Annotated in this window: 20 protein-coding genes and 2 rRNA genes (1 of these 22 only partly in view); 20 read left to right on the top strand and 2 right to left on the bottom strand. The window is 42.3% G+C overall.

Translation table 11 applies throughout. The features are described from left to right. The 7 genes from CWC29_RS15250 to CWC29_RS15220 all read left to right on the top strand — a co-directional run. Positions 1–1057, top strand: a 23S ribosomal RNA gene (locus CWC29_RS15250); it begins 1828 nt to the left of the window's first position. A 118-nt stretch (positions 1058–1175) separates the two neighbouring features. Beyond that, positions 1176–1289: ribosomal RNA gene (gene rrf / locus CWC29_RS15245) — 5S ribosomal RNA — on the top strand. 1080 nt (positions 1290–2369) lie between these two features. Next, a complete protein-coding gene (gene lexA / locus CWC29_RS15240) occupies positions 2370–2984 on the top strand; it encodes a transcriptional repressor LexA (RefSeq protein WP_128725383.1) in 615 nt (204 codons plus the stop codon). 359 nt (positions 2985–3343) lie between these two features. Continuing rightward, the gene (gene coxB, locus CWC29_RS15235) at positions 3344–4486 is read left to right on the top strand and encodes a cytochrome c oxidase subunit II (protein WP_128725384.1); all 1143 of its coding nucleotides are present in this window, start codon (positions 3344–3346) and stop codon (positions 4484–4486) included. Further along, the gene (ctaD, locus tag CWC29_RS15230) at positions 4486–6060 is read left to right on the top strand and encodes a cytochrome c oxidase subunit I (protein WP_128725385.1); all 1575 of its coding nucleotides are present in this window, start codon (positions 4486–4488) and stop codon (positions 6058–6060) included. Before coxB ends, ctaD begins: the two co-directional genes overlap by 1 nt. Then, positions 6060–6638 carry a cytochrome c oxidase assembly protein gene (locus CWC29_RS15225; protein ID WP_128725386.1) on the top strand — a complete coding sequence of 193 codons (579 nt, stop codon included), beginning with the start codon at positions 6060–6062 and terminating at the stop codon, positions 6636–6638. The genes ctaD and CWC29_RS15225 overlap by 1 nt, the downstream gene beginning before the upstream one ends. Continuing rightward, entirely contained in the window at positions 6628–7503 is an 876-nt protein-coding gene (locus CWC29_RS15220; RefSeq protein ID WP_128725387.1) for a cytochrome c oxidase subunit 3, read from the top strand. The genes CWC29_RS15225 and CWC29_RS15220 overlap by 11 nt, the downstream gene beginning before the upstream one ends. Here the strand turns inward: CWC29_RS15220 and CWC29_RS15215 are convergent. Further along, positions 7409–7705, bottom strand: a complete 297-nt coding sequence (locus tag CWC29_RS15215; RefSeq protein ID WP_128725388.1) for a DUF2909 family protein — start codon at positions 7703–7705, stop codon at positions 7409–7411. The genes CWC29_RS15220 and CWC29_RS15215 overlap by 95 nt on opposite strands. A 12-nt stretch (positions 7706–7717) precedes the next feature. Between CWC29_RS15215 and CWC29_RS15210 the strand changes: the two genes are divergently transcribed. From CWC29_RS15210 to CWC29_RS15150, 13 genes are all read left to right on the top strand, one after another. Next, the gene (locus tag CWC29_RS15210) at positions 7718–8446 is read left to right on the top strand and encodes an SURF1 family protein (protein WP_128725389.1); all 729 of its coding nucleotides are present in this window, start codon (positions 7718–7720) and stop codon (positions 8444–8446) included. Next, positions 8439–8930 (top strand): transmembrane cytochrome oxidase associated protein, encoded by a 492-nt coding sequence (locus CWC29_RS15205; protein ID WP_128725390.1) that lies wholly within the window; start codon positions 8439–8441, stop codon positions 8928–8930. Before CWC29_RS15210 ends, CWC29_RS15205 begins: the two co-directional genes overlap by 8 nt. A 9-nt stretch (positions 8931–8939) precedes the next feature. Further along, entirely contained in the window at positions 8940–9953 is a 1014-nt protein-coding gene (locus CWC29_RS15200; protein WP_128725391.1) for a COX15/CtaA family protein, read from the top strand. Continuing rightward, positions 9937–10836, top strand: coding sequence for a heme o synthase (gene cyoE, locus CWC29_RS15195; protein ID WP_128725392.1), 900 nt, complete (start codon positions 9937–9939; stop codon positions 10834–10836). The genes CWC29_RS15200 and cyoE overlap by 17 nt, the downstream gene beginning before the upstream one ends. Then, a complete protein-coding gene (locus CWC29_RS15190) occupies positions 10833–11426 on the top strand; it encodes an SCO family protein (protein WP_128725393.1) in 594 nt (197 codons plus the stop codon). The genes cyoE and CWC29_RS15190 overlap by 4 nt, the downstream gene beginning before the upstream one ends. A 155-nt stretch (positions 11427–11581) precedes the next feature. Continuing rightward, on the top strand, positions 11582–11854 hold the full coding sequence (locus CWC29_RS15185) for an STAS domain-containing protein (protein WP_128725394.1): 273 nt from the start codon (positions 11582–11584) through the stop codon (positions 11852–11854). Positions 11855–11863: 9 nt separating this feature from the next. Further along, entirely contained in the window at positions 11864–12226 is a 363-nt protein-coding gene (locus CWC29_RS15180) for a response regulator (RefSeq protein WP_128725395.1), read from the top strand. Between the two features lie 18 nt (positions 12227–12244). Next, a complete protein-coding gene (locus tag CWC29_RS15175; RefSeq protein WP_138522124.1) occupies positions 12245–14329 on the top strand; it encodes a chemotaxis protein CheA in 2085 nt (694 codons plus the stop codon). Continuing rightward, positions 14326–14847 (top strand): chemotaxis protein CheW, encoded by a 522-nt coding sequence (locus CWC29_RS15170; protein WP_128725397.1) that lies wholly within the window; start codon positions 14326–14328, stop codon positions 14845–14847. Before CWC29_RS15175 ends, CWC29_RS15170 begins: the two co-directional genes overlap by 4 nt. A 1-nt stretch (position 14848) precedes the next feature. Beyond that, positions 14849–17536 carry a methyl-accepting chemotaxis protein gene (locus tag CWC29_RS15165; RefSeq protein WP_138522126.1) on the top strand — a complete coding sequence of 896 codons (2688 nt, stop codon included), beginning with the start codon at positions 14849–14851 and terminating at the stop codon, positions 17534–17536. Positions 17537–17585: 49 nt separating this feature from the next. Next, positions 17586–18416 carry a CheR family methyltransferase gene (locus CWC29_RS15160; RefSeq protein ID WP_138522128.1) on the top strand — a complete coding sequence of 277 codons (831 nt, stop codon included), beginning with the start codon at positions 17586–17588 and terminating at the stop codon, positions 18414–18416. Further along, entirely contained in the window at positions 18403–19017 is a 615-nt protein-coding gene (gene cheD / locus CWC29_RS15155; protein WP_010378457.1) for a chemoreceptor glutamine deamidase CheD, read from the top strand. Before CWC29_RS15160 ends, cheD begins: the two co-directional genes overlap by 14 nt. A gap of 9 nt (positions 19018–19026) precedes the next feature. Next, on the top strand, positions 19027–20055 hold the full coding sequence (locus tag CWC29_RS15150) for a protein-glutamate methylesterase/protein-glutamine glutaminase (protein ID WP_128725400.1): 1029 nt from the start codon (positions 19027–19029) through the stop codon (positions 20053–20055). A gap of 33 nt (positions 20056–20088) precedes the next feature. Here CWC29_RS15150 and CWC29_RS15145 read toward each other — a convergent pair whose 3' ends face one another. Next, positions 20089–21132: a polysaccharide deacetylase family protein gene (locus CWC29_RS15145; protein ID WP_138522130.1), complete on the bottom strand. Its 1044-nt coding sequence runs from the start codon at positions 21130–21132 to the stop codon at positions 20089–20091. Positions 21133–21146: the final 14 nt, after the last annotated feature.

Here is a 21146-nt window from a genome sequence, read left to right as displayed (position 1 = left end):
GGTTAATTGATGGGGTTAGCTTAGGCGAAGCTCTTGATCGAAGCCCCGGTAAACGGCGGCCGTAACTATAACGGTCCTAAGGTAGCGAAATTCCTTGTCGGGTAAGTTCCGACCTGCACGAATGGTGTAACCATGGCCACGCTGTCTCCACCCGAGACTCAGTGAAATTGAAATCGCAGTGAAGATGCTGTGTACCCGCGGCTAGACGGAAAGACCCCGTGAACCTTTACTACAGCTTGGCACTGAACATTGACCCTACATGTGTAGGATAGGTGGGAGGCTTTGAAGCAGGAACGCTAGTTTCTGTGGAGCCGACCTTGAAATACCACCCTTGTAGTGTTGATGTTCTAACTTAGGCCCCTGAACCGGGGTTGAGGACAGTGCCTGGTGGGTAGTTTGACTGGGGCGGTCTCCTCCCAAAGAGTAACGGAGGAGCACGAAGGTTTGCTAAGTACGGTCGGACATCGTACGGTTAGTGTAATGGTAGAAGCAAGCTTAACTGCGAGACAGACACGTCGAGCAGGTACGAAAGTAGGTCATAGTGATCCGGTGGTTCTGAATGGAAGGGCCATCGCTCAACGGATAAAAGGTACTCCGGGGATAACAGGCTGATACCGCCCAAGAGTTCATATCGACGGCGGTGTTTGGCACCTCGATGTCGGCTCATCACATCCTGGGGCTGAAGTCGGTCCCAAGGGTATGGCTGTTCGCCATTTAAAGTGGTACGCGAGCTGGGTTTAGAACGTCGTGAGACAGTTCGGTCCCTATCTGCCGTGGGCGTTTGAGAATTGAGAGGGGCTGCTCCTAGTACGAGAGGACCGGAGTGGACGAACCGCTGGTGTTCGGGTTGTGATGCCAATTGCATTGCCCGGTAGCTACGTTCGGAACTGATAACCGCTGAAAGCATCTAAGCGGGAAGCAGGCCTCGAGATGAGTTCTCACTTTGACTTAGAGTCAACTGAAGGGCCGTTGAAGACTACAACGTTGATAGGCGAGATGTGGAAGTGCTGTGAGGCATTAAGCTAACTCGTACTAATTACCCGAGAGGCTTAACCATACAACGCCAAAGTGGTTTATAAGCGACAGAAGTTAATAGACTGAAGTAGACAGAAGAATTTAATAAGCTTTTTCCAGATTTATATTAATGAAGGATACTTCATTAATGAACAGAATTTCCTGATGACCATAGCGTTTTGGAACCACCTGACCCCATGCCGAACTCAGAAGTGAAACAAAACAGCGTCGATGATAGTGTGGGCTTCCCATGTGAAAGTAGAACATCGTCAGGGCCAAATAAAAGAAACCCGTTGCAGAAATGCGACGGGTTTTTTTGCATTTGAAGTAAAGTACTACCATGTAGTATCTCCCCTTCGCTTATCCATGCGCTCATTTCCCCGAACTGCGAAGCGTTGCTTCGGTTTCTTGTCACCCAAACTCAGAAGTGAAACAAAACAGCTCGAAGGCGAGCCCCGCGAAGGGTCGGCCCCGGTCAATGATAGTGTGGGCTTCCCATGTGAAAGTAGAACATCCTACTTCGTAGCGAGCCAAGGCCTTATTAAAGGTCGATTAACAGCATTCATCCATGATTCTAATCGACATTAGTACATCCATGTACGTCAAACCCGTTGCAGCAATGCGACGGGTTTTTTGCTATGTGGGGCATAGAGATTTGAGATATAAAACCTCGCGAGGTAAACTCGCTCCTACCACAGCATCAGCACTGAGCTGCGTGGTCGGAGGTGGTTTACCCGCCGAGCTGTTGGGCTCCCCAAACAAAAAGAATAAAACATCCTACTTCGTAGCGAGCTAGGACCTCATTGAAGGTCGATTAACAGTATTCATCCATGGCTCTAATCGACATTAGTACCTCCATGTACGTCAAACCCGTTGCAGCAATGCAGCGGTTTTTTTGCTATGTGGGATTTGAAAAGAACATATCACAAGCAATCAACACATCGCGAGGCAAGCTCACTCCTACAATAGCATCAGCACTGAGCAGCATTGTGGGAGCGCCGATAGCTTGTAATGAAAAGAACACAGAGTCAGTCTTTGCTTGTTTTCGCTTACGCTTAATAGCAATTAGTCTTAATACGTGCTCAATTAGCAGGAACAGATCTGACGCTAATAGTGTTAAAAATTTCTCATTTAGAACAAATAAATAGAAAAGTTTCGCCTTGCCTAAATGGATGTAGGTACCTCGTTGATAGTGGATACAGTAGTGGTGTTATCTACAAGGTTTTCTCGCCTCAAAAATGGAGCGTGTAATTATGCTAATTGGTATAAAATATGTTGAATAAAGAAACATTTGCGATTTTTTTTTGAGCTGTATATACTTACAGTAAATAAACCACTGTATGGAATACCAGTTAATGCGTCCTCTAACGAAACGACAAGAACAAATCTTTGAATTAATAAAAGTATTCATAAAAGATACTGGCATGCCTCCAACTCGTGCTGAAATAGCTGATGCTTTGGGTTTCAAGAGTGCAAACGCAGCAGAGGAGCACCTTAAAGCTCTTGCTAAAAAGGGAGTTATTGAAATGGTCCCAGGAGCAAGTCGTGGAATTAGACTTGTTGAGGATGAACCTGAGCAACTAGGCTTACCTATTATTGGCCGTGTTGCAGCTGGAGAGCCGATACTGGCAGAGCAACATGTTGAAAGCCACTTTAATGTGGATGCCAGTTTTTTTAAACCGAATGCTGATTACCTTTTGAGAGTTAATGGTATGAGCATGAAAGATATTGGGATTATGGATGGTGATCTACTAGCGGTCCATAGCACTCAAGTGGCTGAGAATGGCCAAGTGATAGTTGCTCGTGTAGAAGAGGACGTGACTGTTAAGCGCTTAGAAAAGAAAGGAAAGAAAGTTCTCTTGCATGCTGAGAATGAGGAATTTAAAGCGATCGAAGTGGATCTAGAGCATCAAAATTTCTCTATTGAAGGATTAGCCGTAGGTGTGATCAGAAGCGCCGACTGGATGTAGTTTATGAGGGCGAGCGTAGCGTTAAATATCAAGTTGCGCTCGCTTTAACTATATATAGTGAAAAAAGTAATAATTAACTTTTCTAACTGTGTGAAAGTAAGATAATTATCGTGACTTTTCCATATCTCAATATTTTTTAGTTTTCTGATCTTTATACACAATTTTTCATCACTCTTCGTTTTACTACCAGTAGCCCCATTTTTGATTCTAAATTCAGTCTTCTCAAAAATCTTGCATTTTGTTTATTTTTTGACTAATTGGTTAATAGTCGTGCAGTAAGTCTATGTACAAATAGGCAATATGACAGTCATCCAATAATAACAAAAGGCAACCATGAGTCGCCTTGAAGGAGACGTCAAATGAAAATTTGTCGATTAGTTGTAGCATTGATCGCAGTGCTAATCGCCATGCCCTCACTCGCTAACAGCGCTTACAATATGAGGCAAGGCGTTACAGACATTAGCCATCAAGTATACGAGCTTCATATGACCATATTTCTAATATGCTGCGTCATTGGGGTGATTGTGTTTGGGATTATGTTTTGGGCGCTTTTAAAACATAGAAAGTCAAAAGGCGTTGTTGCAGCGCAATTTCATGAAAGCACCAAAGTGGAGATACTTTGGACTGCTATTCCCTTCCTGATACTCATTGGCATGGCAATACCAGCTACAAAAACACTCATTGCTATGGAAGACACTAGCAAAGCTGATTTAACGATTAAAGTTACGGGGTCGCAGTGGAAATGGCACTATGAGTACATGGGACATGACGTCGAATTCTATTCTTTACTATCCACTCCGAAAGAAGAAATCAGTGATCTTAAGGAAAAAAATGAAAATTATCTGCTCGAAGTAGATAAACATCTGGTTATCCCTACTGATAGGAAAGTTCGTTTTTTGATGACATCTGATGACGTTATTCACTCTTGGTGGGTGCCTGATTTTGCTGTGAAGAAAGATGCCAATCCGGGCTTTATAAATGAAGCATGGACTAAGGTAAATGATGAGGGAATTTACAGAGGCCAGTGTGCTGAATTATGTGGAAAAGATCATGGCTTTATGCCCGTCGTCGTCGAGGCTGTGAGTCCTGATCAATTTGATAAATGGCTGGAGGGGGCTAAGGAAGAAAAAGCAAAAGCAGAAGCAGAGTCACAAGCAGTAGCCCAGCAAACTCTTACCAAAGAAGAGTTGATGGAGGTAGGTGAACAAGCTTACATGGCTTACTGTGCTGCTTGCCATCAACCTACAGGGCTTGGTCTACCGGGGGTCTTCCCTGCAATGAAAGGGAGTAAAGTTGTCACAGGAGATGTTAAAGAGCATATAGATATTTTGCTTTTAGGTCGGCCTGGGACTGCCATGCAATCTTTCGCAAAGCAATTAACGATCAAGCAGATCGCAGGGGTAATTACCTATAAAAGAAATAGCTGGGGTAACGACACTGGTGATGTTATTCAACCCAGCCAAATTCAGCGTGAGATAAATGCATTAGAGGAGAGTAAGTAATGAGTGCCATCGTAGAAGAACATTCACACCATACGGCTCCCAAAGGTATTAAGCGCTGGTTGTTTACAACAAATCATAAAGACATTGGAACATTGTATTTATTGTTTTCACTGACCATGTTTCTAATTGGTGGTGCCATGGCTATGGTGATTAGAGCTGAGCTTTTCCAGCCTGGTTTGCAGCTTGTAGATCCACATTTTTTTAATCAAATGACGACAGTTCACGGGCTAATAATGGTATTTGGAGCGGTGATGCCCGCGTTTACCGGCCTTGCTAACTGGATGATCCCAATGATGATAGGAGCTCCTGATATGGCGCTCCCGAGAATGAATAACTGGAGCTTTTGGATACTACCGTTCGCGTTTGCAATTTTACTGATGTCATTATTTTTGGAAGGTGGTGGGCCCGCTTTTGGTTGGACTTTTTATGCGCCTCTCTCTACAACGTACAGCAACGACAATACCGCATTTTTTGTGTTTTCTGTACATATAATGGGTATTAGTTCCATCATGGGCGCTATTAATGTGATTGTGACCATTGTTAACTTAAGAGCTCCGGGCATGACATGGATGAAGCTCCCCTTGTTTGTCTGGACTTGGTTGATAACCGCATTCCTTCTGATAGCAGTTATGCCAGTACTTGCTGGCGCTGTGACTATGGTGCTGACCGACAAGTTCTTTGGGACAAGTTTTTTTGATGCTGCAGGTGGTGGTGATCCAGTGATGTTCCAGCACATATTCTGGTTTTTCGGCCACCCTGAAGTATATATCATGATATTACCCGCCTTCGGCATAATTTCTACGATAGTACCTACATTTTCAAGAAAGAAACTGTTTGGCTACGCATCGATGGTTTATGCAACTGCATCGATCGCATTGTTGTCGTTTGTCGTTTGGGCTCACCACATGTTTACCACAGGTATGCCTTTAGCTGGTGAGTTGTTTTTTATGTATGCAACTATGCTCATCTCAGTACCCACTGGCGTTAAGGTTTTTAATTGGGTAGCTACGATGTGGCGAGGCGCAATTAGTTTTGAAGTACCCATGTTGTTTGCCATTGCATTTATTGTGCTTTTCACAATAGGTGGGTTTTCAGGGTTGATGTTAGCGATCACACCCGCGGATTTCCAATATCACGATACTTACTTTGTTGTCGCTCACTTCCATTATGTGTTAGTTACTGGGGCTGTGTTCTCAATAATGGCCGCAGCATATTATTGGTTACCAAAATGGACGGGGCATATGTTTGATATCAAATTGGCTAAATTTCACTTTTGGTTCTCCTTGATTAGTGTGAACGTATTGTTCTTCCCTATGCACTTTGTTGGTCTTGCTGGCATGCCTAGGCGGATCCCAGATTATGCTCTGCAGTTCGCTGATTTCAACGCGATTATTAGTGTTGGAGGGTTTGCTTTTGGTCTTTCTCAACTGCTGTTTGTTGCAGTGGTTTATAAATGTATAAAAGGCGGGGAACAGGCTCCTGGAAAAGTGTGGGATGGGGCTGAAGGGTTGGAGTGGCAAGTACCATCTCCAGCTCCTTATCATACCTTTTCAACGCCTCCGGAGATTAAGTAATGCAACATGGACGCCTGCTTAGGAAGCTTATTTTGTTGACGCTAGGCATGTTTGCTTTTGCCTTTGCACTGGTTCCTCTATACGACGTTTTTTGTGATGTCACTGGCCTCAATGGTAAACCATCCATGGAAGTCGCAAGGCAGAGCGAGTCAATAGCACAAAGTCGACAAGTAGATGTGAGCTTCACAACGCATAGTCAAAGTCAGGCGCCATTTAAGGTCGATGCCGTTGAACATTCGGTTAGTGTTCAACCTGGAAAGCTAACCGATGTGAAGTTTATTGCAAAAAATCTGAGTGATAACGAGCGTGTGTTGCAAGCGATCCCTTCAGTGTCCCCTGGGAAAGCTGCAAAGTATCTACACAAAATGGCCTGCTTTTGTTTTGATCAGCAACCGATGAAAGGCAAAGAAGAAGTTGAATTTGTCTTGAGATTCTATGTAGATACGGAGCTTCCCATTGATGTTGAGGAACTCACGCTTTCATATACGTTGTTTGATATTACAGAGCGAGTTAGCAAACAAGACAGTGATGGGGTGAGTATGCTAGCCGCTCAAGAGGAGTTCAAATATGAACCATGAACAAGAAAAATATTACGTACCTGAGCAAAGCCCATGGCCGATAGTCGGTGCTTTTGCGTTGTTTTTCATCGCTGTTGGGGCTGCACTTACCATTATTCAGCTAAACTCTTCTGGGAACAGTGGAGTAATGTTACTGCTTGTGGGTATTGCTGTGCTGGTATATATGCTGTTTGGTTGGTTCAGGAATGTGATCCAAGAATCTCAAACCGGATTATATTCTGCCCAAATGGATCGTTCGTTTAAGCAGGGAATGGGATGGTTTATCTTTTCTGAAGTTATGTTCTTTGCAGCTTTTTTTGGTGCGCTTTTTTATGCACGGATGATTGCTGTTCCGTGGTTAGGTGGTGCAAGCAACAATGCCAGTACAAATGAGGTTTTATGGCCTCAATTTGAGGCTGTTTGGCCATTGCTCACAACACCAGATGGAACTGTTACTCAAGCTATGGGTTGGCAGGGACTTCCACTTATCAATACTATCATTCTATTAGCATCATCAGTAACCCTTAGCTTTGCTCATGTAGCTTTGGAAAAGGAGCAAAGGGCGAAAGTAAAGGCGTTTTTGGGGCTAACTGTACTACTTGGAATTGCATTCTTAACGTTGCAAGTGGAAGAGTATATTCATGCCTACCAAGATCTTGGGTTAACTCTGCAGTCGGGAGTATACGGCAACACATTCTTTTTACTTACAGGATTTCATGGGGTTCATGTCACACTTGGCGCGATCATTCTGTTCGTTATATGGATCAGAGTGTTGAAGGGGCATTTTACCGCTAAGAACCATTTTGCTTTTCAGGCTGGGGCTTGGTATTGGCATTTTGTTGATGTGGTTTGGCTATGTCTATTTGTATTTGTTTATGTGTTGTAACACCGGGTGAAGAGTGTAGTTTTATAAGATCAAATTGAGCTGCAAGACAAATTATAAGTAGCACAGCTATTGAAGCATAAACTCTTTTTTGCAATAGCTTCGCCATTGACTCTTGTTGCTCTGACTTGAGCATGACCAGCATAGCTTTAAATAAATTAAAAAAAACGAGCAGTAGTAATACAACAATAATAATTTTAATCATAAGGGGTGTCCGATGGATTTAGGTGCACTTTTTAAAGGTAGATCAAAAACCCCCATATTGGCAGCGTTAATCGTTGTTCTCTTATGCGGTTCACTTTCTTATTGGCAATTGCAAAGAGCACAGCAAAAACATGTGCTGCAGCAAAAAATTGAGAGAAAAAAGGCGCAAGACGTAATTAACGGACCGCAAGCAACGCCCCTGCCGCTCACTCAAAGTATTAATGCTGAGGTTTCGATAACAGGGAGCTTTGTAGACGGTGCTGTTTGGTATTTAGATAACCAAGTTGTAAAAGGCCGGATTGGTTTTGATGTGATTGGTATTTTTAAAATTTCCAAAACTGATGAGCACTTGGCTGTTAACTTAGGCTTTGTGCCGCAACAGGCTAGTCGCGTACCTACCGCTTTTTCTCTTCCAACCGGTACAGTTTCTCTACCTGTTTATATCAAATCTAGTGAAAACAAGCGGTTCACACTAGCCAAGTCTGCAGTAGATGAGGCGACAAGACAACCTGTGATCCAGTACATTGATGTCAATTACTTATCTAAGGAGTCAGATAAACCTCTTTTACCTTTAATCGCCTATATGACTAAAAATAGGTTGGCTGGAACTGAGCCTCACTATCAGCCTGTAGTAATGTCACCGCAAAAACATGAAGCTTACGCTTTGCAGTGGTTACTCATTGCCTTGGCCGCGTTGGTTATTGGCTGGAAGCTTTCAAAAAAGGAGATTAAAAATGTCTAAAAGTGCAGCGTGGTTTATAGGGCTATTCGTACTCCCAGTGTTGTTGGCATTTATTGCTTTAAAAGTCGGCTGGATACCTGATGGTACCACTAATCATGGTGAATTTTTAAGTCAGGAGGTTCGTCAATCAGAGCTAGCGCTAGAGACCGAATGGAGTATTGTTTATCAGCGACCAAAGCAGTGCAATAAGCAATGCTCTTTACTACTCGACAGCTTACCTAATTTGTATTTAGCACTTGGGAAAAACCAGCAAAAAGTATCGCTTGTGGTATTACAAGATCAAAATGAAAAAAGTATTGAGTTCGCAACTTCTTTACCGATACACCTCAACCAGCTAGAAGATAATTATCTATATTTGGTTGATAATAAAGGGTTATTTGTACTTAAGTATGCACCGGTAGATAGTTTAGAAGCAATGCGAAATGTACAAAAAGGGCTTTTGAGTGATCTAAAGAAACTATTGAACTACTCTCGCTCTAGTTAGGAGGTAAATATGTCCAAGGTAAGAATAAAAGTCGCAGTATTTACCTGTTTTGTTGCAATAACAGTGGTGACACTTGGTGCTTTTACGCGTTTAAGTGATGCAGGACTTGGGTGTCCAGATTGGCCTGGGTGTTATGGCTTTCTAACGGTACCAAATGAGAGTCATGAATTATCGGCAGCCAAAGACAACTTTCCACATTTAGATGTGGAAGAAGAAAAAGCTTGGATTGAAATGATCCATCGCTATTTTGCCAGCTTTCTTGGGTTACTTATATTAGTACTTGCATGTGTGAAACTGTTTAGTAAGCGAGAAACGGAGGGTCCTAGTCGTCATTATTACTTGCTGTTATTGCTCGTGTTATTTCAAGGGGCACTCGGCATGTGGACCGTGACTATGAATTTACAGCCAGTCATCGTGATGGGTCATTTGCTAGGGGGGTTTAGTATTCTTGCATTGCTGGTGTTATTGGTTCTAAGGCTGAAATACAACACTATTACTGCTAGCGTAACTAAGCTTACCTATCGCTTATGTTATGTGGCTCTTGGTGTGTTGATTATCCAAATTGCGTTGGGTGGGTGGCTTGCCGCCAATTATGCTGCACCGCATTGTACTGGGTTGCCGCTCTGTGACAATCTGCAACTTTTTTCGTGGCAGAGTTTATTGACGCTTCCAGAAGCCTCAGCGACTTACGAGTTTGGAGTGCTACCGTTCGAATCTAGAGTATCTATTCACTTCATCCATAGGGTGTGGGCAGTCACTACTGTTTTAATGCTACTTGCAGCGTGCTGGCCGTTGCTCAAAGTTAGTCAGAATCAAATACTCAGACGCTCAGCGCTTGTCGTCTTAGCTTTAGTCTCTATACAAGTTTTGGTGGGGGCTGCAATAGTACATTTCCAGTTTCCTCTACTGTTGACACTATTCCATAATTTCATGGCGGCTATGGTGTTATTAGCAATGGTTAGATTGTGCTTTTTTATCAGTCTGGCGCAAAAAGTTGGGGGAAAGTATGTATCAATTAACTAATTTTCCAGAGCTCCAAAAAGCAACTACGCTATTCAAAGCTTATTTTGGCATGTGTAAGTTCAAAGTAGTATGTATGTTGGTGATCACTGCGTGGGTCGGGATGATGTTAGCACCACAAAGTGATAAAACATTATTGGCACAATTCATGAGCTTATTTGGCATTGGTTTACTCTCAAGTAGTGCAGCAGCTGTAAATCATATAGTAGATAGAGAAATAGATAAAAAGATGGCGCGAACACGAAACCGGCCGTTAGCGACAGACTCTGTTTCTGTATCATCAGCTCTAATTTTTGCGATAAGCTTGGCAGTTTCCGGTTATGCTCTTTTAACAATTTTCGCCAATCAACTGTGCGCGCTTCTCACCTTAGCTGCATTATTCGGTTATGCCGTGGTTTATACGTTATTATTAAAGCGCGCAACACCTCAAAACATAGTAATAGGAGGGCTAGCGGGAGCAATGCCCCCATTGTTAGGTTGGGTCAGTGAGACTGGCCAACTCGGTGCTGAGCCTTGGTTATTGGTAATGATCATTTTTGCGTGGACACCACCGCACTTTTGGGCATTGGCGATTGCCCGTAAAAGAGACTACGAAAAAGCCGGAGTTCCTATGTTACCAGTAACGCATGGAAATGAATTTACAAAACTCTGCGTGCTATTCTATACCATCATTTTGACTTTGGTTTGTTTGCTACCTTACTTAGTGGGAATGTCAGGCTGGATCTATTTGCTGGCCTCTGGTATAGCAAATGTTGCTTTCATCTACAAAGCCACCAAACTTATGAAAACAAATAGTATAGAGTATGCGATGAGCGTATTTTATTTCTCTATCTGGCATCTTTTGATAGTGTTCGTTGCACTTTTTGTGGATAAAGCATTTATATGAAAAAGTTACTCTTAATCGTCTCTATTTTTATACTGTTTGGTTGTGGACCTGCACCAGATGTATCAGAAAAAGTGGTTTGGTACCCTAAACCGAAAGCTGTCAAAACGTTTGAATTAAAGGATCAATACGGTGAGGTAGTTACTAACCAAGACTTTACAGATAAATGGAATTTACTATTTTTGGGTTACACCAGTTGCCCAGATGTTTGTCCTATGACGCTGTTGAAATTAACTCACGTATATCAATCAGTAGAAAACAAAGATAGCCTTCAAGTATGGTTTATTTCAGTCGATCCTGAAAGGGATACAGAGGAAAAGCGTTTAGCCTACATTAGGCACTTTGATCCTGATTTTAAAGCGGTATCTGCTGAGCACTCTGTCTTATTTCCATTTGTTAGAGATCTCGGTTTAATTTATGCGATAAATCAGGAACAGACGAAAGAATATTATGTTGATCATAGTGCATCTGTAGCATTAATTAATCCAAAAGGTCAGCTTGAGGCTATTTTTAAGCCAACACATGCAGCAGGAGCTGTACCTACAATTGATGATAAATTACTTCTAGCCGATCTAGAAAAGATCATCAATTAATTTTATAGCGGCACTATTCAAGCTCGGTGTCGCTCTACTATGTTATCTCTAACACGTTAATTATTTGCGGATTTTTAATCAATCTTTGTGGCATTTTTACCATCACGGTCTAAGCTAATTTTATTACTCATTTTTACAAGGATAGTCTTCAGCTCATGTTGAAACTTCCACCTGAAATGGCGATTAACCATGTGGAAAGCCTGTACCATCAGATTTTCCAAGACTCTATGGAAACATCAGACATCACGATTGATATCAGTGAAGTACAAAGAGCCGACACGGCATCTATACAACTGCTATGTGCCGTACAGAAGCACTTGCTCTCGTTAGAACATAAAATTGTATGGCATGGTGAAAGTGAGGCTTTAGCGCAGGCGGTAAATGAGTTGGGATTAACCCATTATCTATTCCATAGTATTGAAAATTAAGAGGTGAATATGAAAAAGATTTTAGCTGTGGATGATTCTGCGTCAATGCGCCAGATGGTTGGCTTTACTTTGAAAAAAGCAGGTTTTGAAGTCACAGAAGCAAAAGATGGGAGTGAAGCGCTGTCTATTGCCAAACAGCAAGGGTTTGATGCTGTGATCTCTGATGTAAATATGCCTGTGATGGATGGAATTACTCTTATTAAAGAGCTGCGCAGTCTACCCAACTATAAGTTCACTCCTTTGCTAATGCTGACAACTGAGTCTGGATTAGATAAAAAAACAGAAGGTAAAGCGGCGGGTGCAACGGGTTGGATAGTAAAGCCGTTCAACCCTGAACAACTACTAGCGGTATTGAAAAAAGTCATAAGATAGATACAGAGAGGCGTCGATATGAGTATTGATTTAAGCCAATTTTTTGATGTCTTTTTTGAAGAAAGCTTTGAAGGGCTAGACGTAATGGAAGCTGAGCTGTTGAATTTACAGCCAGGCCATGAAGACTCAGAAACAATCAATACTATTTTTCGCGCAGCACACAGTATCAAAGGTGGTAGCGGAACGTTTGGTTTTACTTCTGTCGCGAACTTCACGCATGTATTGGAAACCTTACTCGATCAAATCAGAGATGGTCGTCGGCAGTTAACCGCTGAACATGTCAATTTATTGCTCCAATCCGTTGATTGTTTGAGAGCCCTACTAACTGCCTTGCAAGCTGAAGAAACACCGGATCTTTCAAACGCGAATGATTTGAAAGTCAAATTCGAGGTAATTTTAGGTGGTGAAGAGAGTGCTAGCTCAGATACTGTAGATAACGCACCTCAAGGGCGAGAATCTCAAACTTATCAAGTTGATTTCAAACCGCTTCCCCACTTGTTTAAAACTGGTAATGAGCCACTTTACATGCTTAGTGAGCTATCAGAACTAGGTGATTTAGAAACTCACGCGTTTTGTGATGCGATACCTGAAATAGATGATTTCAATCCTGAGGATTGTTACTTAAGTTGGCGGTTATATCTGACAACTAGCCAACCTGAATCAGCGATAAAGGAAATATTTGAGTGGGTCGAAGATGACGCTGAAATCTCCGTCACTTTATGCGGTGGTTTATTTGAAGATGATGTGAGTGCCTCTGCAACGCCTGAGCCTGAGTTTGATAAGGAAAAAACTACGGGCAAAGAGACTCAAAATATTGATGTAACAAAAGCACCTTTAGCGGCAAAGGCTAAGCCAGAGACTAGTAAAAAATCTGCAGAATCGACTTCGATCCGTGTTGGAATTGATAAAGTTGACTCGCTTATCAATATGGTAGGGGAGTTAGTTATTACCCAAGCTATGTTGACTCAATTAGGTGAGCAAGAGCCAACAGAAAATACGCTTGCCGCAATGCAAGAAGGTCTCGCTCAACTTGCCCATAACACGCGTGATTTACAAGAAAATGTAATGCGTATCAGGATGCTACCTATTAGTTTTGTATTCAGTCGTTTTCCCCGATTGGTAAGAGATACGTCACAGAAGTTGAATAAACAGGTAGAGCTGAAACTGCTAGGAGAGCAGACAGAATTAGACAAAACCGTGATGGAAAAAATTTCAGACCCTATGGTGCATTTAGTAAGAAACTCTCTGGATCACGGTTTGGAAACACCGGAAGACAGAATAAGGGCCGGAAAAGATCCTGTCGGTACAGTGACACTGAATGCTTTCCACCAAGGCGGAAATATTGTAATTGAAATCATGGATGATGGCAGGGGCTTGAATACCGAAAAAATAAAAAACAAAGCAATTGCCAATGGCTTAATTCAAGCCACAGACGAGCTGACTACCGAAGAGGTTAACGAACTTATCTTTAGGCCCGGGTTTTCAACGGCTGATGAAGTGAGTGATATCTCTGGTCGTGGAGTGGGTATGGATGTTGTTCGACGAAATATCCAAGCATTAAATGGTAGCGTTGAAGTAACTTCTGCAAAAGGGGTTGGCTCGACATTTACAATTAGGTTGCCATTAACACTTGCCATTCTTGATGGCCAATTGGTTAAAGTCGCCAAACATACCTACATTATTCCACTTATCTCTATTGTCGAATCGTTGCAGATACAAATTAAAAAAGTGAGCAAAGTCGGTAATGGTTTAGAAGTGCTCAGGCTAAGGGATGAATACATTCCTATACTCCGCTTGTATCAACTATTTAACCATGATGGCGCGATAGAAGAGTTAGATAAGACTTTGCTGGTAGTCGTTGAGAGTGACAATCATAAAGTAGGATTGCTGGTGGATGATTTATTGGCGCAGCAGCAAGTCGTAATTAAGAGCCTTGAAGCAAATTATCAGAAAGTAAATGGGATCTCAGGGGCGACAATTTTAGGTGATGGTAGAGTTTCTTTAATTGTCGATATTAGTGGTCTTATCAAACTAAGTGGCTTAAAGCGCCCTGGAACCCAAGAGTTATTGGTAGAGCAAGAGCTGGATGAGGCGGTGTCATGATCACTGAGAAAGCTTCTATTAATGAGCAAGTCATACTTGCCGACAGGGATGGGGACACACAATTTCTCACCTTTATGATGGCTGGCGAAGAGTACGGTATGGATATTTTAGCTGTACAAGAGATTAGAGGGTGGGAAGAAGTTACTGCTATTCCAAACTCACCTCAGTATGTGAACGGTGCAATAAATTTACGTGGCACGATAGTACCAGTCATAGATTTAAGAGTTCGATTCGGCCTACCACAGATCGACTATGGGGCCCTAACAGTTGTCATCGTTGTTTCTGTTGTAATAAAAGAGGCAACAAAAATTATGGGGTTAGTTGTTGATGCGGTATCTGATGTATACAGCATCGATGAAGAAACAGCGAAAGATGTTCCAGACTTTCAAGACTCGGAAAATAGTCAATTTGTACAAGGACTTGTTAATGTTGGTGAAAAAATGGTCGTACTTTTGAATTTGAAGAAGATATTGGATCTTGAAGTAAAGCATAGCGAGCAATTGGTTGTCGGGGGATAACATGAGCGATCAAGCATTAGCAAATCAACTCAATAATAGAGTTCTGATTGCAGGTGGCATCATATTTGTGGGCTTGGCAGTTAGTGTTCAGATGTTGAATATTAATATGTCTACACAAGTCTATGTTGCAATGTTTATAGCTGCTGTCAGTGTGGTACTGGCAATTCTACTACTTAAGCAAAGCGCAAACTTACTGCTTGTTAAGTTACATGATGTTGAAAAAATCATTCCCGCTATAGAAAGTAAAGATGCGAGCTTGCTGAATGCAAGTAGTGTGTCATGTCAATCATCTTTATACAAAGCGGTTGCAAATTTATTAAATGGTGACGCGGCAGATAGTCAAGACCATAGCCAAAGTTTGTTACTGGCTTTGAAGGTCTGCCAAGCCAACATTATGCTGGCAGACGCCGCACTCAATATTGTGTACTTGAACGATTCAGTAACAAGTATGCTGCGTAAGAATCAGGCTAGGTTACAGCAAGAGTTATCTGGTTTTAACGTTGATAGCTTGATTGGTGCAAATATTGACATATTCCATAAAAACCCTAGTCATCAAAGAGGGATCCTAGCTAATTTGACTCGTCCACATGTCGCGCAAATAGAAGTGGCAGGATTGACCTTTGATCTTATCGCCACACCTGTTTTCGACGATGAAGGACAAAGGATCGCGACTTTAGTTGAGTGGAAAGACCTTACAAGAGAATTAGCGCTAGAGAAAAAGCAGGCGGATTTGGCGAGCCATAATGCTCGTATATCTAGCGCGCTGGACGTTTGTCAGGCAAACGTAATGCTAGCGGATGAAGGGTTGAATATTATTTATGTTAATGACTCTGTCGTTCGAATGTTGAGAGACAATCAAGCACAGCTAAGAAAGGCATTACCGAATTTTGATGTGGATACGCTGGTTGGGCAGTGCATTGACGTATTCCATACCAATCCCAGTCACCAAAGAGGTTTGCTTGAAAAACTGAGTGACGTCTATCGAACAGATATTAAAGTCGCGGGTTTTACGTTTGGTTTAATTGCGACACCGGTATTTGATGACGAGAGGAAACGGATTGGTACCGTCGTGGAATGGGATGACAAAACAGAACGCTTAGTTCGTGAAAAAGAAGAAAAAGCAGCAGCAGCTGAAAATTTACGCGTCCGAAGGGCATTAGACAACGTTTCAACGAATACGATGATAGCAAATGAGCAGTTTGAGATCGTTTACTTGAATCGCGCAGTGAAAGACATGATGAGAAATGCTGAGAGCGATTTAAGACGTGACTTACCTAATTTCGATAGTAACCACCTTCTAGGCGCGAATATTGATGTATTCCACCGTAATTCGAGTCATCAACGCAGTATGCTTTCTCGACTCGAAACTGAGTATAAAACCGAAATTACTGTTGGTGGAAGAACTTTTGGTTTAGTTGCTAACCCGATATTTGGTAGTAACCATGAACGTGTAGGTACTGTTGTCGAATGGGAAGATAGAACCACAGAAGTTACGATTGAGAAAGAAGTGAGTAGCCTAGTTCAGTCTGCAAATGGTGGCAATTTGAGTGCTCGTTTATCAGAAGATGGGAAAGATGGCTTCTATCTGAGACTGACACAGGGCTTAAATAGCCTAGTCTCCACAATTGATGAAACGGTTACAGACATGGGAGATATGTTAGATGCATTGGCAACCGGTAACTTAACTAGACGTATTGAAGGTGATTACCGTGGGGCTTATGAAAAGCTGAAGAAAGACGCAAATACTACCGCAGATAAGTTAACCGAGGTGCTGGGTCGAGTTCGTACTTCTGCAAATTTAGTTGCCAGTGGTGCTGATGAAATTTCCCAAGGTAACGCGGATTTAAGTCAGCGAACTGAAGAACAAGCATCCTCACTAGAAGAAACTGCTTCTAGTATGGAAGAGATGACGAGCACTGTTAGACAAAATGCAGATAACGCCAAAGTTGCGAACGAGTTGGCTGAAGAAACGTGTGACAAGGCGACTAAAGGTGGTGAAGTCGTTACACGAGCAGTCGAAAGTATGTCTGAAATTAATGATTCGAGTAAAAAAATTGCGGACATTATAGGTGTTATTGATGAAATCGCCTTCCAGACAAACTTATTGGCACTAAACGCTGCTGTTGAAGCCGCGAGAGCGGGCGAGCAAGGTCGAGGTTTTGCTGTGGTTGCTGGTGAAGTGCGTAATCTAGCTCAACGTTCTGCGGCAGCAGCTAAAGAGATTAAAGATCTGATCAGAGACAGTGTAAGTAAAGTCGAAGACGGTACGCTACTTGTGAATGAGTCTGGTGAAACGCTGAAAGAAATCGTAGAGTCAGTTAAGCGAGTAACTAATATGATTTCCGACATTGCCGAAGCTTCTATTGAGCAGAGTTCAGGTATTGAGCAGGTCAATAAAGCAGTGTCACAAATGGATGAAATGACGCAGCAAAATGCAGCCTTAGTTGAAGAAGCATCGGCTGCTGGGGAGTCGATGGCTGAACAAGCTAATGATATGAGAAGACTATTAAATTTCTTCACACTAGATGAATCATCAAACCGTAGCTTGGAAGCACCTGAGCCACCGAAAAGCTATAAAGCGCCAGAAAAACAATTACCAAAACGGGCAACGAATTCCAAAAAGGTCCCGCAGCAAAACACGAGAAGTAATCATTTTGCAGATGACTCGGAAGAGTGGGAAGAGTTCTAGGATAAGGTAATAGAGCTCCCCTACTTGGGGGGGCTGAAGGAATACGACGATGCGAGAGTTTCTGTTGACTGACAAGGATTTTTCCGAGATCGCAGCTCGGGTCTATGACACATGCGGTATAGTACTTGGACCGCATAAAAAGGAAATGGTTTACTCTAGATTAGCAAGGCGAATAAGAGCAAATGGATTGAAATCGTTTGAGGCGTATTTATCTTTTTTAGAAGAAAACCAAGATGTAGAGTTTAATCATTTTATTAATGCAATAACGACTAACTTAACTTCTTTTTTTCGAGAAAACCATCACTTCGATTTTTTAGCAAAGAGAATAGTTCCTGAAATTATTGCCAGGCACAAACACGATAGAAAAGTCAGGATCTGGTCTGCCGGATGCTCAACAGGTGAAGAGCCCTACAGTATTGCAATGACCATTGCGAATGCTTTTCCTGGCGGCTGGGATGTCAAAGTGCTGGCAACTGATCTAGATTCCAATGTATTGGACAAAGCGAGCTTAGGAGAGTACACAGCAAGCAATGTTACGGGCTTAGATGAAGACAAGCTCAAAAAGTGGTTTCTTAGAAGTGCTGATGGAGCAATGTATAAAGTGAAGCCTAAATTGCAGTCCTGTATTCATTTCAAGCGGCTCAATTTGTTAGAGCCATGGCCAATGAAGGGGCCATTTGATGTTATTTTCTGTCGTAATGTTTTGATTTATTTTGATAAAGAAACCAAAGATAAGTTGTTTGAGCAATATCATGACATGTTAGTTCCCAATGGTTACTTACTTATTGGGCATTCCGAGACGATGGGAAAAGAGCACCTAGAATTTAAAAATTTAGGTAAAACCATTTATCAAAAAGGCCAGTTAAATGAGAGAGTTTAGACCGGTTCTCAGAGGCTTCGAACATGTAAAGCGCTTTTGGGATTCTGGGCGCGCTAAAGTCGTTGCAAAAGTACTTCCTGGGGAGTTCTATGTATCCAAGCAGGATGAACTGATTTCGACTGTACTAGGCTCCTGCATCGCCGCCTGCGTATACGACGAAAAATTAGGGATAGGTGGTATGAATCACTTTATGCTACCCGGAGCAAAGGCGCTAAGAGAGGTGCATGCGGATGACTTAAATTGCCGCTATGGTAATTGGGCAATGGAGTATCTGATAAATGAAGTACTCAAAAATGGGGCGTCTCGAAGCAATTTAAAAATTAAACTTTTTGGTGGCGGAAAAATCATCAGCGCCATGACTGATATTGGTGAAGGCAACATCAGGTTTGCGCAAGCCTATGTGGAAGAAGAAAGTCTGAATTTAATTTCACAAGATGTTGGTGGTCCTTGGCCAAGAAAAGTTATCTTCCATCCCCAAAGTGGCAAAGCGCAAGTTAAAAAGTTACGAACCATGCACAATAACACAATTGAACAACGTGAAGTGCGTTACTTACATGACATAGAGGCTCAAGACAATAAAACGGATATTGAGCTATTTTAGGTGTGAAATATGATCAAAGTTCTGATTGTTGACGACTCGCCGTTAATTCGTGGGTTGCTAAAAGAAATATTAAGTCAGGCGGATGGTATTAAAGTCGTTGGCACCGCAGAAGATCCTTATGAAGCTAGAGAACTCATTAAATCGACTTCGCCTGACGTATTAACGTTAGATATAGAAATGCCAAAAATGAATGGCATAAACTTTCTAAAAAACTTAATGCGTCTAAGGCCTATGCCTGTAGTGATGATCTCAACATTAACCCAGGAGGGGTCGCCCGCCACTATAGAAGCATTAGAATTGGGTGCAGTTGATTTTATTTCAAAGCCGACCAGTAATGTCGCTAACACTTTAATGTCTTATTCGGATTTGCTGATTAAAAAAATTAGGGTAGCGGCTGGTGCAAGAGTGAGGGCTTTTAAAGCACCAAGCCAAGAAAGTGAACTAGAAATTGGCCGTAACTATACATTTTCGCGTAATACTATTTTAGCAATAGGCGCCTCAACTGGGGGAACTGAAGCTATCAGAGAAGTGCTTATGCGATTACCAACACACGCGCCACCTGTTGTAATCACTCAGCATATTCCACCAGTTTTCAGTACTTCATTCGCACAAAGAATGGATCGCACCTGTGCTGTATCAGTAAAAGAAGCGGAAGATGGTGATATTTTATTACCCGGGCATGTGTTCATAGCTCCGGGAGACAAACATCTGAAGGTGGCACACACCACAACCGGATATGTATGCCGATTAGATGATACAGAGCCTGTTAATCGTCACAAACCTTCAGTTGAAGTGCTATTTAACTCCCTTATACCAATGGGCAAGCATGTTTGTGCTGCAATGCTCACGGGAATGGGCAGTGATGGCGCAAAAGCGATGCTAGCTTTGAAAGCCGCTGGTGCCAATACATTTGCGCAAGATGAACTTAGCTGTGTGGTATGGGGAATGCCTAGAGCTGCGTACGAGCTTGGTGCAGTACAAAGTCTGGTACCTTTGAGTAAGGTGACTGAAACTATGCTGAGCGCAGTTAAAAAGTAAGGGTAGGAGCGAACTTGTTCCTACCCAAAGCTGTTATTTCTCAATAACCCAAGGTTGTGAAAACCAATAATATCGGCCTGTGTCTTTGATCGAAGGCGCGGTACAGTTATATCGTGACCTTCCTATGGGCAGTGCTTTTGGGGTTTGGATACGTACGCTGGTTTCTGATAGCCACGTCAGCTCAGCTTGCCCAACACCTGAAACGTAGCATGCAAATTGACTCTGATGAAAATCCTTATTGTTAAAATGCAACGTGATTGCTGGCGTTTTATTATTCGTGACGCTATCAAGGTAATCTAATTTTTGTAGAGAGAACGCTTTGGTCTCGAGCTTAGTTTTTAATGTTTCTAAGCTGCTGTAATTTCCTGATGCGGGAAAGCGAGCGATACGTGTAAAATCTGAAGAAATACCAACCGCACCAGAGTGCTGTCCAATACCAATAAAGCCAAGCTCTGCCACTAGCTTTTGTAATTCATGGTTAAACTCGCCGTAGGGGTATGCGAGGTATGGGTAATCGTGGCCAATTTCTTCTTTAATACGGTGCTGTGACCATCTGATATCGTGCTCAATGCGTGCACGCCACTGCGCTGCTGTTTCATTTTTTAGTTTGAGATGGAGGTAATCGTGCTTAGCACTATGATTTGCGATAATAGCCCCGCGTTTTGCTAATGTTCTCAACTCATCCCACGTCATCACATAGCTTTTCTTTTCATCAATAAGTTGAGGGTTGACGAAAATGGTATAGGGAAAGCCAAAAGATTCCAGGATCGGGGCCGCCGCAGTGATATTGTTTTCATAGCCATCATCAAAGGTGATAGCTAACGTTTTTTCGGGTAGAGACTTACCTGCCTTTAGGCTATCTAGCAACTGTGGTAAAGGTATCACCGAAAAACCATGTTCTTTAATATGGTTAAGATGAGATTTAAAGGTTTCTTCACTCACGCTCGTAACCGCCGGGAGTTTCTCACTCACGTGATGATACTGTAAGATAACCGCACTCCAACTATTTGCTGAGAATAGGGCCAAACCAAAAATAATATGTTGTATCAATTTCTTAAATGCCATAAAGCGCAACATCTGAGCCTCTTACT

The sequence above is a fragment of the Pseudoalteromonas galatheae genome, from assembly GCF_005886105.2.
GTDB lineage: Bacteria > Pseudomonadota > Gammaproteobacteria > Enterobacterales > Alteromonadaceae > Pseudoalteromonas > Pseudoalteromonas galatheae.
The sequence above is the reverse complement of the archived record's forward strand: the minus strand, read 5'-3'. Positions and strand labels throughout refer to the sequence as shown.